Source organism: Vibrio sp. Y29_XK_CS5 (genome assembly GCF_024181835.1).
GTDB lineage: Bacteria > Pseudomonadota > Gammaproteobacteria > Enterobacterales > Vibrionaceae > Vibrio > Vibrio harveyi.
On record NZ_JAMZAM010000001.1, the window covers coordinates 313279 to 329700 of the forward strand.

Sequence of the window (16422 nt, forward strand, 5' to 3'; positions counted from 1 at the left end):
TAATTCAATGAGCAAAAATTGCTTAGCCTTGCTTTAACTCAGCGAGAGCGTGGTGCAGTGAAGGAACGATCGCATGACCAAATCCACGCACTTCTTCACAAGGTTCAACGAGGTCTGGGATTTGGAAAGTTACCATGTTGGCAGCAACAGCAGCACGAACGCCATTATTTGAATCTTCAAAGGCGAGACATTTGGTTGGTTCTATGTCTAAACGACTTGCCGCAAGCAAATAAATTTCTGGATCGGGTTTACCGTGTGAAACTTCACAGCCGGTAGTTAAGTTGTCGAAATACTGGCTCAAACCTGCCAATTCCAACTTCTTTTTCGCCACTTCTTTTGCTGTAGAAGTGGCAACAGCAATGGGTAACCCTTGCTCTTTCAACCATTCAAGTAGCTCAATCACTCCTTCTTTGACCGGAATGGCTTGGTGTTTAACTACCGCATCGTATCGGTCGCGCCATTCTTTGTGTAAGCGATCAAGATCATCCCCATAAGCTTTGCGGAAAATCACTTCAATGCCGGCTGCATTGCGACCAATGATTGAAAGGTAAACGTCTTTATAGAATAGGAGGTTTTGTGCTTCACACGCTTCTTGGAAAATGCGCATGCACACACGTTCCGTATCGAGGAGTAAACCATCCATGTCAAAAATAGCTGCTTGAAAATTCATTACGTTATGACTTGTCGATTGAGATGGCGCATTTTGACATAAGCGAAAACGATTTTCTTGTGGAATTCCACCATCTCACATGCTTTTTACTCAATCCTTATTTTATTCCTAAGCGTTTTGCTAAACGGTGCAAATTACCGTTATCCAGCTCAAGTTGACGTGCCGTTGCTGCCCAGTTACCTTGGTTCTCTTCCAGTGCTCGAATAATCATCGCTTTTTGGAATGCGTCTGTGGCTGGTTTTAATCCGCCTTCTGGCAGCTCTAAGCGAGAGTTTTGTTTCGTTTCTTTAACGTTCTTGATGTTCTGATTCGGCGTTCGAATATCAAAATCTTGTTCGACTAACTCAATATCCATGGAATGGGTGCGTGCTTTTGCCAAAACTCCAGCCCGTTTGATGACATGTTCGAGTTCTCGAACGTTGCCTGGCCACGAATAATCCTTAAGTGCGTGAACGAGCGTAGGGGACAAGCGAATGCTGTTCAATCCGAGCTTACTTCTCAAGTGTTCAGCAAAGAAGCCCGCTAGCAACACTACATCATCCTCGCGTTCGCGAAGAGGTGGCACATGAAGTGGGAAGACGCTTAGGCGGTGATATAAGTCGGCTCGAAAACGCCCAGCGGTGACTTCTTCATGCAAAATACGGTTGGTGGCGGCGACAATGCGTGTATTGACTCGGATATGACGGTCGTCACCCACTCGTTGGATGTCGCCGTATTGTAGGGCTCGAAGTAACTTGGCTTGTAGCTCTAATGACAGTTCACCGACTTCATCCAAAAACAGTGTGCCGCCATCTGCTTGTTCGAATTTACCCTTACGATTACTGATTGCGCCCGTAAATGCGCCTTTGATGTGCCCAAACAGTTCGCTCTCTGCTACGGACTCAGGCAGAGCCGCACAGTTGAGGTAAACCAAGGTATTGCTGGAACGATTGGAGCGATGGTGAATAGCACTGGCGACCAACTCTTTACCCACGCCAGTCTCACCCATGATCAGTACAGACAACTCGGTATCGGCGACTGCATCTATTTGTTCTTGAAGATTCTTCATCCCCTGAGAGTTGCCAATGATTTCGTTGCTCAAGGTGCGTTTTTCGGCGTAGGAATCACGTGGCAGGCTCGTTTGAGTTTCTAGTTGCTCTAACAGTAGAGCTGTATGTAAGCCACCTGCGGCTAATGCACTAACAAAACGTAATTCTTGGTTACGCAACCCATCAAATTGGTTGGGGTCGAAGGCGTCAATCGTAATAGCACCAATGAGTTGATCGTCGATCAGCAAAGGTAAACCAATGCAGGAATGGACATGCAGTTTGTCATCGTGGTTTGGAATCAAGCCGTCGTAAGGATCAGGTAAGTCGCTGTCAGAGGGAAAGCGCACAATGTCGCCAGCTCGGGCAATGGCTTCTAACCTTGGGTGCTGCTCAATGGAGAAACGGCGTCCCAGCACTTCTTCTGCCAAACCATTGATCGCTAATGGCTTAAAGTGCTGATCTTCATACAAAAGAAGGGCCGAAGAGTCACACTTTAATACCTCTCGAATCGTGGTCAACAACGTATCAAAACGAGCTTGCTGAGTGAGTGCCGAGTTAAGGTCTTGCGTGATGTGTAGCCACTGCGCGATTAAAGAAGTCATAACCAATACCAATTGTGTCAATATGACTATTGTAGTGTCTTAATGACAATTTTCAACTGTGTCTTAATGACAGTCTTTATTGTTGATTTTGTTTTAACTTGTTGAAAATAAAGGAAGTAAAAAGTTGGCATGCCCGATGCAATATAAAAGTCAGTTCTTCTTATTTATTTCGTCATTCAAGGTAGTAATTATGACAATTCACGTAAAAAACAACATTCATTGGGTAGGTCAGCGCGATTGGGAAGTTCAGGACTTCCATGGTACAGAATACAAAATGACAAAAGGTACCAGCTACAACAGTTATCTAATTCGTGAAGAGAAAACCGTACTGATTGATACGGTCGATCATCGATTCAGTCAACAATTCATCCAAAATTTAGAGATGGAAATCGACCTTAAGTCTATCGACTTTATCGTGGTAAACCATGCAGAAGAAGATCACTCGGGCGCATTGTCTGCATTGATGGAGAAGATTCCGAACACGCCAATTTACTGTACAGAAGCGGCGATTGACTCCATCGTTGGTCATCACCACCATCCCGAGTGGAACTTCAAAACCGTAAAAACGGGCGACAGTATCGATATCGGTAATGGCAAGCAACTGGTGTTTGTGGAAGCGCCAATGCTGCATTGGCCGGACAGCATGATGACATACCTAACGGGCGATGCGGTGCTATTCAGTAACGACGCATTTGGTCAGCACTACTGCGATGAACGTCTGTTCAATGATGAAGTGGACCAAAATGAATTGATGGAGCAGTGTTTGCGTTACTACTCAAACATCCTAACGCCATTTAGCAGCTTGGTAACCGCTAAAATCAAAGAAGTACTGAGCTTCAACTTGCCTGTCGACATGATCGCAACGTCACACGGTATTGTATGGCGCGATAATCCGGTTCAAATCATCGAGCAATACTTGGCGTGGGCAGACAATTATCAAGAAGATCGCATTACGATTTTCTACGATTCTATGTCAAATAACACCCGAATGATGGCAGATGCCATTGCGCAGGGCATTCACGATGTCGATCCTGGTGTGGCGGTTAAAGTCTTTAATGTCTCTAAGCACGATAAGAATGAAATTCTCGCCAATGTATTCCGCTCAAAAGGTATCTTAGTTGGTTCATCTACGATGAATAACGTCATGATGCCGAAGATCGCAGGCATGTTAGAAGAAATTACCGGTCTGCGCTTTAAAGCGAAGAAAGCCGCTGCGTTCGGTAGCTACGGTTGGAACGGTGGTGCGGTGGATCGTATCCATGCTCGATTGACTGACGCAGGCTTTGAAACGGCGGTGAGCTTGAAAACCAAATGGCGACCAGATGGTAAAGCGATGCGTGAATGTCGCGAACATGGTCAGAACATCGCGAAATTGTGGGCGAAGCATGACCTGACGAGCCCTGTTTTTGCACCGACGATTGCTGCGTCTGCACCACAAGTTCAATCACAACCCGCTGCACAAGTAGCAACACAAGCTGTGGTAGATGCTGCTCCTAGTAACCCTAGTACCGAGGCGCATCCTGCAGATTGTCAATGCATGGTTTGTACGGTTTGCAATTGGGTTTACGACCCAGCTAAAGGTGAGCCTAATCAAGGTGTTGAACCAGGTACGGCTTGGACTGAAGTGCCAGATTACTTCTTGTGCCCAGAATGCCACTTGGGTAAAGACGTTTTTGTCGAATACAACGGGTAAGGGGGCGAATATGCAAGCTCCTATTGTGATTATTGGTAGCGGCTTTGCGGCTTACCAATTGGTGAAAACAGTGCGTCGAATGGACGCACATATTCCGCTACAAGTGTTTACTGCTGATGATGGCGCGGAATACAACAAGCCTGATTTGAGTCATGTATTTAGCAATAAGCAAACCGCCCAGGACCTAGTGGTTAAGAGTGGAGAAGCGTTTGCACAGGAACACAACATTGAGTTATTTGCCCATACCATGATTGAGCATGTCGATGTGCAAGCTCAGCAAGTGGTAGTCAATGGTCAAGTCTATCCTTACTCCAAATTGGTATTTGCGACAGGTGCGAGAGCCTTTGTGCCACCGATGTCAGGCAATGCGGCATCTGAGGTGCTCACGTTAAATTCACTCCAAGAATACCAATTGGCAGAAGAGAAAATTAGCCGTGCGAAACGTGTTTTAGTGATTGGTGGTGGGTTGATCGGCGTCGAGATTGCCATGGATCTCGCGACCAGTGGTAAAGCGGCTACGGTGGTTGAGCCAAATCCCCGTTTGCTCGCTAACCTGATTCCTGAATTCGTTGCATTACCGCTCGAAAGCCAACTTAAGCAGCAAGGTATTCAACTTGCTTTGGAGACTGGGGTTGTCGCGATCAATCACTCAGATGATTCGCTGGTAGCAAGCGTGAGCAAAGGTAATGCAATCGAAGCCGATGTAGTGATTTCAGCGGCGGGTTTACGTGCTAACACTTGGTTAGCGAAGGCTTGTGGGGTGTGCGTCAATAAAGGCATCAAGGTGGATGCTCGATTACAGACATCAGTAGCCAATGTATTTGCATTAGGCGATTGCGCCGAGATCCAAGGTCGAATGATGCCGTATCTCCAACCGATCGTGCTAAGTGCCAATGTGTTAGGCAAACAGCTACTGGGGCAAGAAGCAGAGTTGAAACTACCACCTATGATGGTAAAGGTGAAAACGCCGAGCTACCCAATTCAATTAGCGGGCGATTTTAGTTCGGTAACGAACTGGAGCGTGCAGATTTCTCAAACTGGTATTGCCGCAAAGGCTGAAGATGAAAATAGCCGACTCAAGGGCTTCGTCGTGACGGGCGAACAAGTCAGCCAAGCATTTCCATTACTTCGAGAGTTGTCTCAAGCCGGTCAGGCTTAACCGATTTAAACGAAAAGAATTGTAATTAGAGAGGGTATCATTATGTCGCACTTACGAATTCCTAAAGACTGGACTGTTCAACGTTCAACGCCTTTCTTCACTAAAGACAATGTGCCACCAGCGCTACTGACTCATCATAATACCGCTGAGGGTGTGTTTGGGCAGCTGTGTGTCATGGAAGGGCAAGTGACTTACTACGGCTTTGCTGATGAAAATGCCGCAGAAGCAGAATTGGTGGTGGTGATTAATGCAGGCCAGTTTGCTACCAGTCCTCCGCAATATTGGCACCGAATTGAGATGAGCGATGATGCTCAGTTCAACATCAATTTCTGGTCGAACAAAGATAAGAGTGGGCAAGCGATGTTCCACGCGAAGAAATAACGCATACAGAAGTGAATACAGCGCTAATTTGTCGGGAAGAAGCGTTTACTATCACACTATGCATTAAGCGTAGGCAAAAGAGCAGAGATTCGTCTCTGCTCTTTTTTGTCTCTTACTTTACGACGATTACAAATGATGTTGAATAATGGTTTGCGTACACAGAACTCCGACGAGAAGAGCGTTAAAACGAAACCGTGCTCTCATTTATGTGATGGATATCAATTATATAGTTGGAATGTAACAAAAAGTTACGATATTTTTGTTATGTTATAACGTAATTAATATTGAAAAGCTCGAGTTATTCGGAAAGAATCAACTTAAGGAAATACTATGACGCTAAAAAAAGTGGCTCTATTTTGCGCACTGGCATTCGCAACTAACGCAATGGCAGATGTGGAGGTCAAAGATACCAACAACTTTAACGATGTTGCGGCTAAAGTAAATCAGCTGAAAGAAGCAGGGAAAAATCCACTGATCGTGGTTGATATCGACAATACTTTGCTGACTTCGACTTCCGATATTGGGGGCGATATTTGGTACCAATGGCAACGCGGTAAATTGGATGTGAAGCCGAAAGATGGCGATAAAGTCGATTGTCTTTTTCAAGACTCTATCGGCATGCTGTACGAGCTAGTACCGATGAAAACCATCGAAAATGGCGTGCCTGCGATGTTGCGCGGCTGGCAAGATGATGGTCTAACGGTGATGGCTCTAACGTCTCGTTCTCCAAATTATCGTTACGCCACAGAGCGTGAAATGATGCGTAATCAATTTGATATGACACGCACTGCGCTTAAAGAGAAAGGTTCAGACGCACTGCCTATCTATATCGATAATCCCAAGCGCCCGCTGAGCTACATCAATGGCATTATGATGACCACAGGTATGAACAAAGGCACCATGCTTGAGTACATTTTAGATAAGACAGATCAAAGCTTTAGTGACGTTGTGTTTGTTGATGACAGTGAGAAGAACGTCGTCAATATGAAGAATGCCTACAAAGATGACAAAGCAGTAGATATGACAATCTTCCACTATACCAAAGTAGAGCATGACCGTATTGCAGCAAATGGAGCAGTACTAACACAGGAACAAGCAAATAAGATGGCGAGTGATTGGAAAGCGTTAAACAAAGTCCTGGACCAGATTGCGCCTGCACGTATGGGTGACACTTGTTTGGGTCAATAACCAGGTGAAAAAGTGATTTAGGTTTGTTGCTTGTGCCGGGTTATTAATACCCGTTTAGAGAGATGGAGGGGTCCAATCGATTTTTTCGGATTATTTACTGGTCTTGCAACCTTATCCAAAGCGATATCAATGTTGGTATCGCTTTTTTTCTGCCTGTAGAAAGCTAGATTCGATCCTGTTCTGCTTATTCTGAAATCATTCAGGATTTGAATGGGTATAGAGGTCTAACTTGATGATTTTATGGACAATTAAATATCACTAAACTGTCATTTAAATAGGAATCAATAGTCCTGATGTAAGCCTCATCCTACAATTTCTTCATTGCGACGGAGCGACAAGCTTAAGGAAAGTCATCACTCAGTTACGTTTTAGCATTGTTTAGATCGTCTTAAACGTCTAGAGCGTCTTAAACTAGGAGCTTCCACAATGAATTTAATGTTGGACTACGCCTCTCTGGCGATCTTATTTGTGGTGCTGTTAATTCTGATTTTTGGATTGATAGCCTTACATGATATACCCTACGAAATTGCAAAAAAGCGCAACCATCCCCATGCCGATGCGATTCATATTGCCGGTTGGGTGAGCTTGTTCTTTCTTCATGTGATTTGGCCGTTTCTTTGGATATGGGCAGCCATGTACGACGGAGAGAAGCAAAACTGGTTAGGTGCTAAGCCTTCGGTATCTCAACAAGATTATGAGCAACTATTGGTTCGTATCAATCAACTTGAGCAAGCGAGAGGGGGCGAATAATGGAAACTCTTATCATCCTAAGTTACGTAGCGCTGTGCGTTATCGTATTTCGAGTATTTCGTGTACCTAAAACCAAGTGGACACTCACCACGGCATCCGTTATTGGCATGTTCATCGTGGGATGGATTTTTCTCTATATGGCAATGTATCAACCCGTTTCTCGCATGGCGCGTTTGTACAGTGTGACGACACCAATCACTTCTCAGGTAGAAGGTATAGTTACTCAAGTGTATGTGCAAGGAAACCAACAAGTGAAAGCGGGTGACCCTCTCTATCAAATTGACGATACACCGTTCAAAGATAAAGTGAGCCGTATTCAAGGTGATATCAGTCGTACCGAATCAGCGATTGAGTTCTATCAGGCGGAGCTGGAGAGATACCAAAAGTTAGGGCGTAAGGGGTATTCTTCTCAAGAGAAAGTGGACGATATTGAGAACCAATTGCTGGAACAAAAGGCAAATAAGAGCAAATATCAATCAGAGTTAGCTGTTGCTGAGTTTAAACTAGGCAAAACCACCGTCACCGCACCAACGGATGGCTATGTCACGCAAGTGGCGCTGCGTCCGGGGATGAAGAGTCGCATTGTGCCGTTTCAAGGAAACCTGACCTTCGTCCACAAAGAAGACAAACAACTGTTTGCTGCATTTAAACAAGCGCCAGCACGATACGTGAAAGTCGGTTATCCGGCGGAAGTGACCTTCAATACCATTCCCGGTCATGCTTACAAGGCGCATGTGACACAAGTGAATGACATTTTTGCTCAAGGCGCGGTATCACCATCAGGCAATATGAAGTACCCAGAACAAATTCCTGCTGGTGGTCGAATCTTAGTGAAAGTGGAACTGGATAATCCAGACTTGGTAAAAGACATGCCATTGCCATCCGGCACAGATGCACATGTTGCGGTGTACTCACCGAAATGGGAAATGTTCAGTATCGTACGTAAAGTGATTCTGAGAATGCAGAGTTGGCAAAACTGGCTATTCGAAGGCTAATGACATCAAGGGCAAGGTAGTACGCTTTGCCATTTTTCTATGGGTGTACTGCTATTGTTCGTCTGTTACTCAATGGATTGAGCGACCGCCTGTTTAATTGCATTCCTCAGCCATTCGTGTCCTTTGTCGCTCTTTTGTGATTGGTGCCAAGTCATGTAAATAGGCACCTTATTGGCTTCAAAAGGCAGAGGGAAAGCGTTTAATCCGAGCTTGCTTGCCAAGTTGTCAGAGAACCAACGCGAGGTGACGCATATCCAATCGGTTTGAGACACTAACTGTAGCGCTGTCATGGTCGAGCCGGTGGAATACGCCACTTGTCTCGGGGGAAGCGTATCTTCGATAATCAAAGAGTCTAAAGCGTTGGTGTTGAGCCGCTGCGTTCGCCAAGTTACATGAGATTCACGCATGAAATCGTCGTACGTGAGCTCGTCCTGAATACGAGGGTGACCTTGGCTTATTGTCACCATAAGTTCTTGTTCAAACAACAATTCATTGTGATAACCATGATCCGTCAAAGGCACGGTAGCAAGAATCACGTCCACGCGTCGGCGTCTCAAATCGTCTTGACGGTCTTGTTCGTTCAAGTGTTCCACATCTGCTTCAATAGACACCAATGGCGCATGCTGGGATTTGTATTTCGCCAAGGCTGGCACGAGCATTAAATCGATGTCTTTATGGCTAGAGATTCGAAACGTGCGTTGGCTGGTTTCTGGCGCGAATTCTTGACGAGATTTCGAACCGTTGATCAATAGGCTCAAAGGCTCTTTGATTTCTGCGTGTAACTCAATCGCGAAATTCGTCGGCACAATACCTCTACCTTGACGAACAAAGAGGGGATCTTGGTATTGATCTCTTAACTTGTTGAGTGCGTGACTCACGGCGGGCGCAGTGATGTTTAATGCGGTAGCGGCATCGTTGACGCTTTTTGATTTCATGACCGCATCAAACGTTTTTAACAAGTTAAGGTCCATAGGCTATCTCTTTGATTTGCTTTATCTTCAATGTAGGTGGATAGCGTAAAGATTTCGAGGATTATTTCTGTCAGGCGAGATTCAAATCATCACCAACGAAAAGACCAGATTTTGGGTTCTGTGCTTTTCGTTGGTTGAAAAGGGTTATAAACACTGCAGTAAACGCCGAGGTAGCGCGGTTTGATCCATCCAATGATTTGGAATCGACATTGGTGTGTCGTAGTAACTTGCCCCGAGAATGGCACCGAGCGGAATGGCTCGCCCACTTGAATCGCCGCCACAGTAAATGTTCTCACGCATGGTAGTTTCGTAGCTTTCTGAGTTCATCAACAAATGACAAATCACCACAAATGAAGCGTCTAAACCGCAATGCATTCCAACGGACTCCGCAACGCTGGTGGCGCTTCTGCCGCTCATCGCTTCTGCTCGTTGAATATCGCTAGCAATTTTTGGAGAAACCGTCTGAGCTGCCATTACACACGCTTTGGGCGCAGCGCCTTGCAATGCCATCTGAATCATCACTGCGACAGCTTGGGCATACATAACTGCGGTGTCGTTGTTATTGGTAACCCGCACGGCGGAATCGACCAGTTTAGCGAGTTTGTCATCATCTGAATGAAAAGCCACCAACGGCGGAAGCTTAGATAATGCAGGGTTTTGCGTGTCGTCAGCCCCACATTGCGTTACGCGTAGCTCTTTGGCTTCCAACTCATGAATGTTGAGCAGTGTTTGCTTAGTCGGTTTGTCTGTATAACCCTGCCATTTACCACCAAAATCAAACCATTCTCGAAAGGAGCGAATGTAACGCGCCTCGTCGTAGTGTCCGGTTTGAACCAGAGCATCTAACATGGCAACAAGCTGCGCACCATAGTGGGTGAGGTCACCGACTTGCTTACTACCGTGGGCAAAATAACCTTTGTCATGGTATTCAGTTCGGTTAGGTTGGTGAAATTCCGGATGCGGAGAACCAAACTGCCTGATGAGTTCTTGATCGTAAAGCCAATGAAATCCGAGAGATGCTGCATCACCGACGAGTGCGCCGATAATGGCATGAAGAGAGCGAGCGTTTCTATGAGTCATCTTGCCACCTTTATCAACAGGGCTACTCAATAAGTCTTACACAGTTTCTTGGTTTTGTAGGGAAATTTTTCTGTTTTGGATCAAGACTATAGTGCTCAATTAACCATTGCTTTACTAGGGTTAAAAAGACTAAGGTTAAAAGCAAAACGCCCCGCGAGTGGCGAGGCGTTGGTTTTAGTGGCGTACTATCAATAATAACGATTAGCTGTAAGCGCGTGCGACACGACCTTCACAATCCAAAGTAACCTGTTTTGCGTAAGCTGGAATGAAAACTGATTGTCCTTTTTCAACTACGCATGTTTCGCCGTTTGCGTGAGTTAGCACAAGCTTGGTATCCAGAGGCATAAGGATCTCAGCGGTTTGAACTTCTAGAGTACGCTGGTGAGCTTGTTTAACGATGGCGAATTTGAAATCGTCGACTGGGATTGGGTATTCCAACATATCGTCGATTTCGTTTGGTGCGAGCAATAGGCTGTCGAACGGCTTCTCGTTGAAGCGTGTACACGCAACAAGCTCTTTCACGTCCATGTATTTTGGTGTCAGACCTGCGCGTAGTACGTTGTCTGAGTTCGCCATGATCTCTAGACCTGTACCTTTCAAGTAAGCGTGTGGCGTTTCTGCATCCAAGAACATGGCATCACCCGGTTGTAGGGTAATCACATTAAGCATCAGTGGTGCAAACAAACCAATATCGCCAGGGTATTGCTTCTCTAGCTCAAGAATAAGGTTGAACAGAGGTAAGTCGGTGATGCGAGCTTGAGCCAATAGCACCGTCAACGCCATCTCTTTCTGTTCGCCCTCTAGTGATAGTAGACCCGAGAAGAAGGTCGCCAAGCCTGTTGGCGTCTGGTTTGCGATAAGGTCATCCACCAAGCCTTGCAGCTCAGGAATCGCCAGCTCAGAGAAGAAGCTGATGATTTCACTGGTTGGGCGGAAGCCATTCATCGCTTGGTATTCGGTTAGCGCGTAAACCAATTCAGGTTTGTGGTTTGGATCTTTGTAGTTACGGTTTGCAGCGGTTAGGGGAATGCCTTGTTTTTCTTCCAGTGCAAAGCCTAGCTCTGCTTGTTGTTTGTTTGGATGAACCTGAATCGACAGTGCTTTCTCAGCGGCAAGCACTTTAAACAGGTATGGAAGTTCACCAAAACGGTTTGCGACTTCTTCACTCAGAAAGGCATTCATGTCTTGAGCAATCAGTGAAGAGAGTTTGGTCTCTTCACCGTTTACCATCACCAATGAGCAACCGTTTGGATGCGCGCCCATCCATACTTCTGCTTGTGGTTCGCCCGTTGGGTTTTCAATGCCAAACAGTTGGTTAACAGAAGTAGTACTGCCCCAAGCGTAGTTTTGAATCACGTTGTTCATCAGGAAAAACATCGGATGCTTAGCTTGAGTTTGAATCGTTTGTGTATCGGACATCGTTAAATCAGACATAGAGTGTCACCATGAGAGAAAATCATGGCTTGGGCGACATTGCCCAAGCCATAGGAGCCATTTGGGGGTAGGGGTGATTAAGCGGCTGCTTGCATCATTTTTGCTTTGCGAACTTTCTTCAGAGTTACACACGTTACTGCGGTAACTACTGCGCCAGCTGCCATACAAATCAGAGCAAGTACTGGGTGGTTCATCGCGCCAAGTAGAGCCACAACTGGACCGCCGTGAGCAACGCTGTTGGTAATGCCGAATGAGAACGCCATTACTGCCGCTACCATTGAGCCAAGTACGTTTGCAGGAATCACTGACATTGGATCTTGCGCTGCGAACGGAATCGCACCTTCAGAGATACCAACCAGACCCATTGCACCAGCTGCTTTGCCCGCTTCGGTTTCTGATTCTTCGAACAGGTCGAACTTACGACCAAGCGCTGTTGCCAGTGCCATGCCTAGAGGTGCCACAGGGATTGCACACGCCATTGCACCCATAAATTGAGTTTGACCGCTCGCAATCATGCCCACAGAGAATAGGAACGCGACCTTGTTGAATGGACCACCCATATCGAAGCCAGCCATACCACCAAGTACGATACCCAGTAGAACGACGTTACCTGTACTCATGCTTGTTAGTAGCGCAGTCAGACCGTCCATTAGGCTTGCGATTGGCGCGCCGATAACGAAGATGAAAAGACCAGCGATGAATAGCGAACCTGTGATTGGCGCAATCATGATTGGCACTAAAGGTTGAATGAATTTGTGGTAGTTAATCGACGTAATCCACTTCACGAAGTAACCCACAAGCAGACCAGCGATGATGGCACCGATAAAGCCTGTACCAGCGTCTGCGCCGTAGAAAGAACCGTTGTTTGCAATCCAACCACCGATCAAGCCAGGAGCTAGAGCAGGACGGTCAGCAATCGCGTAAGCAATGTAACCGGCAAGGATTGGGATCATCAGCGTAAAGGCAACCACACCTACGTTGAGGATTTGGTTCCACATGCTGCCTTCAGGAATAGCCATGCCCGCTTCACTTGGCTGACCACCGACTGCAAGAGCAAGTGCAATCAACAGACCACCCGTTACAACGAATGGGATCATGTGTGATACGCCGTTCATCAAGTAGCGGTACAGGTCAGAGCGAGCCTGAGAGGCTTTGTTTGCAACAGACGCTTGAGCATTGCTGCTTGCTTCTGCTTGGTATTCTGGAGCGCTTAACGCTTCGTTAATCAGACCTTGAGCATCGCGGATTGGAGCTTTTACGTTAGTTTTAACCACGCGTTTGCCCGCAAAGCGGTTCATGTCGACTTGCTTGTCACATGCCACGATGATTGCGTCTGCACGTTCGATTTCTTCTGCGGTTGGGCTGTTTTTCACACCGATTGAACCGTTCGTTTCAACCTTGATTTCGTAACCCATCGCCGCTGCACCTTTCTCTAGCGCTTCTGCCGCTAGGTAAGTGTGCGCAACGCCCGCAGGACAACCAGTAACACCAATGATGAAGCCTTGGTTTGCTGGTGTGTCTGTCACTGCTTGAGGCTCTTCTTTAGCAAGTAGAAGTGCCAGTGCGTCTTGGCTGTTTGCTGCACCTAAGAACGCATCAATGAAACCATCTTCAATCAGTTTTGAAGACAGCTCTGCGAGAACTTCGATATGGTGGTTATCGCCACCGTCTGGAGAAGCGATCATGAAGAACAGTTTTGAAGGCAAACCGTCTTCTGCGCCGTATTCGATACCTGATTTGCTTACGCCGATCACAACCGCTGGTTCGATGACCGCGGCACTTTTCGCGTGTGGGATAGCAACGCCATCCTCAAATCCGGTGTTACCTAATTCTTCACGTGCTTTTATATCTGCAAGAAATTGCTCTTGGTCTGAAATACGACCTTGGGCGTGTAGAACTGCAACCAGTTCTTTAAATACGTCTTCTTTTGAAGTCGCTTGAAGATCAAGCTTAATCAAGTCTTCATTTATTAGTTTGGTGATCATTGTCGAACCCCTATAAATATAATTTTTATTTCAGGGGTATTTTGAAATTAACCAAGCGGAGACAGTAGTGAAGAAAAAATGCATTTACTGGACGATTGTAACCGCCCGACTAGAGTGTGATGTAGATCGTCTACTGGATAAACTTACTGCATATCTGTGACATTATGTGGAAGTCGGTGAACCATAAGTGAAATGTGTTATTGCTCCCATATATAAGGCTTTAAGAGCTTTATTGATGATTTACTAGACTGGATAATTGATGCGTTAACTGGATTTTTGTAACCTTAAAATGGAAGTGTGATTTTGCTCAATAGCACAAAAATCCAGTAGGGTGTATATCTATGGGTATAGCATCATGGATGCGCGTTTAAGAGTACGTAAAATGATTTTTCATGATTTGATTTCATCAGTATTAAACGAGCGAGAACCATTTCACAATATATGGTTTGCTGGTGATTTTCATACACCACCTGAATTTAGCTATCAGGTTAACTTCCCTCGATTAGAATTAGTCTTGTCTGGTGAATATATTAATGAAATGGAAAGTCATGATCGCAAAGTGACGCATATCGTGGCGAAAACCGGTGATGCGATATTTATTCCGCCTAACTGTTGGAATAAACCTGACTGGGATACAGATTGCTCGGTATTAAGTATTCTCTTTGGTCGCCGTCAATTGGGTTTGAGTCTCGTGTCCAAACGTAAAGGGGAAGCGAGCTTTTACGATATCCAAAAGCACAGTATTCAAACTCGTTCTGGATTTGCGATTGATAATATCTTGGAAGCACTGAGTTCATTGGCTCGTGAGTGTAATAAGAAGCCAATGGATGAGTTACTGCTGCAAGCCTTGTTGCAATACGCTAAGTCGATGTTAGATGCGCCTATTGAGACGCAGGCGCACAGCCGAGTGCAAGACCTGTATCAGGGCATTTGTATCTACATCCAAGAGAACTTCCATCGTCCAATTACACGTGACAGTATTGCGTCGAGGTTCAGCATCTCTTCTAACCATTTGTCGCGTTTGTTCCGTCAGCAAGGTCACATGACGTTAGCCGATTACATTACGTGGGTACGGGTAGACCGCGCGAAGTTTATGCTCAAGAAATACAACTTTAAGTTGAATGAGGTATCGGTGCGCTGTGGATTCAAAGATGTGAACTACTTCTGCCGAGTATTTAAGAACCGAACGGGCAGAACGCCGACGGAATATCGCGGTTCAATCTAGAACAGAAATCAAAACAGTAAAGACTAAGCGAGCAGCCTCGACATGGCGTACATCAGAAGCGCCTGCAAGTCGACGCTGCTTTTTGTTAGCAGTAAACGTTCAGCCATTTGGTCGGTCAGCAGATTACGAGTTAAGTTGGTTGCCGCAATGATGTGCTCGCGTGTGGGTTTTGCTGGCATTACTAATGCTATAGCAAGATGCACTTCACCCATTTTGGATGCCCAATCCATCGGAATCTCGTTCGCGATAACCGCTACAGAAATGTGGTCCACACCTTCGAACATGACGTGGGGCAGGGCAATGCCCGGTGTTACTGCGGTCGAAGATCGTTCTTCGCGTTTGATAAAGGCGAGAATGAGTTCGTCTGGGTGAATCGGATGAATAAGCTGCGCTAGCCCTTTCAAGCACTCAAACTTGGTGAGCTCAGTGTGCGCTTTGGCGTAATGCCATTGGATTTCACACGGTGGGCAAATCTGGGGAAGACGCTCTGCAAGTTGGCTTGAGAATTCGTAATTAATGTGGGAGCCGACAACGGTAAAGTTCTCAGCAATGATGTCTTTGATAACGAAACAAGCAAGCTCGGCGTCAATACCGATGGCAGTGATTTGGCACAGGTCGCCTTGCTGTAAGCCGACCTGTAAAACCGCGACTGACTTGGTGAGTTCAGCGATGCGGTTTTGGGTTATGTTGATGATGTGTATCGTGCTTTTGAACTTTTTGGCAACGCGATTGAGGGGCTGCGCTACGTGAGCACTGGCATTAATATCGTCGACAAAAAAGGTGATTTGGTATTCGTTCATCAGCACAGCGTATCATCGACAGTGCACGAGGAACACTTTATCGACATTGAGTAACACATCTTCAATTGGGATTTGGACTTTGTTCGTGCCTTCAAAGCGGGCTGGCTGTTCAATCTCAATATCGGACACAATTAAGACACGATCCGCCTGTGCAATGTCGTGGGGAGTGAGCTGATTCTCAATACCCATCGCACCTTGCGTCTCGACCTTAATTTGTACGTTATGCTTAGGCGCAGCTTTCATTAGAGCATCTGCCGCCATATAAGTATGAGCGATGCCTGTAGGGCACGCTGTCACCGCTACGATTTTCATGTTCTATCCATTTTATTTTTTGTGGATTTTAGCATAGTGGTCGACGAAAGGATGGATTTAAAGCAGATAATCGCAAGAGCTCTATCACAGTTTAAATCTCATGTTACATTAATCCAGTTAATGCACTTTTTATCCTGTATTGAAAACAG

Annotated in this window: 15 protein-coding genes; 7 read left to right on the forward strand and 8 right to left on the reverse strand. The window is 45.9% G+C overall.

What is annotated here, in order from left to right:
- Window positions 1-22 precede the first annotated feature (22 nt).
- Window positions 23-670, reverse strand: coding sequence for an HAD family phosphatase (locus NL647_RS01500; protein WP_253649514.1), 648 nt, complete (start codon window positions 668-670; stop codon window positions 23-25).
- 97 nt (window positions 671-767) lie between these two features.
- Window positions 768-2300 carry a nitric oxide reductase transcriptional regulator NorR gene (gene norR, locus NL647_RS01505; RefSeq protein WP_253649515.1) on the reverse strand — a complete coding sequence of 511 codons (1533 nt, stop codon included), beginning with the start codon at window positions 2298-2300 and terminating at the stop codon, window positions 768-770.
- Window positions 2301-2490: 190 nt separating this feature from the next.
- Here norR and norV point away from each other — a divergent pair, with 190 nt between their 5' ends.
- From norV to NL647_RS01535, 6 genes are all read left to right on the forward strand, one after another.
- The gene (gene norV / locus NL647_RS01510; RefSeq protein WP_005451353.1) at window positions 2491-3993 is read left to right on the forward strand and encodes an anaerobic nitric oxide reductase flavorubredoxin; all 1503 of its coding nucleotides are present in this window, start codon (window positions 2491-2493) and stop codon (window positions 3991-3993) included.
- Window positions 3994-4003: 10 nt separating this feature from the next.
- Window positions 4004-5152: an NADH:flavorubredoxin reductase NorW gene (gene norW / locus NL647_RS01515; RefSeq protein WP_253649516.1), complete on the forward strand. Its 1149-nt coding sequence runs from the start codon at window positions 4004-4006 to the stop codon at window positions 5150-5152.
- A 42-nt stretch (window positions 5153-5194) separates the two neighbouring features.
- The gene (locus NL647_RS01520; protein ID WP_253649517.1) at window positions 5195-5533 is read left to right on the forward strand and encodes a DUF1971 domain-containing protein; all 339 of its coding nucleotides are present in this window, start codon (window positions 5195-5197) and stop codon (window positions 5531-5533) included.
- Window positions 5534-5863: 330 nt separating this feature from the next.
- Entirely contained in the window at window positions 5864-6721 is an 858-nt protein-coding gene (locus tag NL647_RS01525; RefSeq protein ID WP_009697166.1) for a DUF2608 domain-containing protein, read from the forward strand.
- Window positions 6722-7147: 426 nt separating this feature from the next.
- Window positions 7148-7471 (forward strand): DUF3302 domain-containing protein, encoded by a 324-nt coding sequence (locus NL647_RS01530; protein ID WP_005451360.1) that lies wholly within the window; start codon window positions 7148-7150, stop codon window positions 7469-7471.
- On the forward strand, window positions 7471-8466 hold the full coding sequence (locus NL647_RS01535) for an HlyD family secretion protein (RefSeq protein WP_253649518.1): 996 nt from the start codon (window positions 7471-7473) through the stop codon (window positions 8464-8466). The genes NL647_RS01530 and NL647_RS01535 overlap by 1 nt, the downstream gene beginning before the upstream one ends.
- 65 nt (window positions 8467-8531) lie before the next feature.
- Here the strand turns inward: NL647_RS01535 and NL647_RS01540 are convergent, their stop codons facing one another.
- From NL647_RS01540 to NL647_RS01555, 4 genes are all read right to left on the reverse strand, one after another.
- Window positions 8532-9437, reverse strand: coding sequence for a LysR family transcriptional regulator (locus NL647_RS01540; RefSeq protein WP_253649519.1), 906 nt, complete (start codon window positions 9435-9437; stop codon window positions 8532-8534).
- A gap of 144 nt (window positions 9438-9581) precedes the next feature.
- Window positions 9582-10517, reverse strand: coding sequence for an ADP-ribosylglycohydrolase family protein (locus NL647_RS01545; RefSeq protein ID WP_132699167.1), 936 nt, complete (start codon window positions 10515-10517; stop codon window positions 9582-9584).
- A gap of 201 nt (window positions 10518-10718) precedes the next feature.
- Window positions 10719-11951, reverse strand: a complete 1233-nt coding sequence (gene manA, locus NL647_RS01550) for a mannose-6-phosphate isomerase, class I (protein WP_101960172.1) — start codon at window positions 11949-11951, stop codon at window positions 10719-10721.
- Window positions 11952-12028: 77 nt separating this feature from the next.
- Entirely contained in the window at window positions 12029-13936 is a 1908-nt protein-coding gene (locus NL647_RS01555) for a fructose-specific PTS transporter subunit EIIC (RefSeq protein WP_253649520.1), read from the reverse strand.
- Between the two features lie 382 nt (window positions 13937-14318).
- On the opposite strand from NL647_RS01555, the gene NL647_RS01560 reads away from it, so the two are divergent.
- On the forward strand, window positions 14319-15161 hold the full coding sequence (locus NL647_RS01560; RefSeq protein ID WP_005451367.1) for a helix-turn-helix transcriptional regulator: 843 nt from the start codon (window positions 14319-14321) through the stop codon (window positions 15159-15161).
- 23 nt (window positions 15162-15184) lie between these two features.
- On the opposite strand, the gene NL647_RS01565 is transcribed toward NL647_RS01560, so the two are convergent.
- Both NL647_RS01565 and NL647_RS01570 read right to left on the reverse strand, forming a co-directional pair.
- Window positions 15185-15961 carry a PTS sugar transporter subunit IIA gene (locus NL647_RS01565; protein WP_005432062.1) on the reverse strand — a complete coding sequence of 259 codons (777 nt, stop codon included), beginning with the start codon at window positions 15959-15961 and terminating at the stop codon, window positions 15185-15187.
- A 12-nt stretch (window positions 15962-15973) separates the two neighbouring features.
- On the reverse strand, window positions 15974-16273 hold the full coding sequence (locus tag NL647_RS01570; protein ID WP_005441202.1) for a PTS fructose transporter subunit IIB: 300 nt from the start codon (window positions 16271-16273) through the stop codon (window positions 15974-15976).
- Between the last annotated feature and the right edge of the window lie 149 nt (window positions 16274-16422).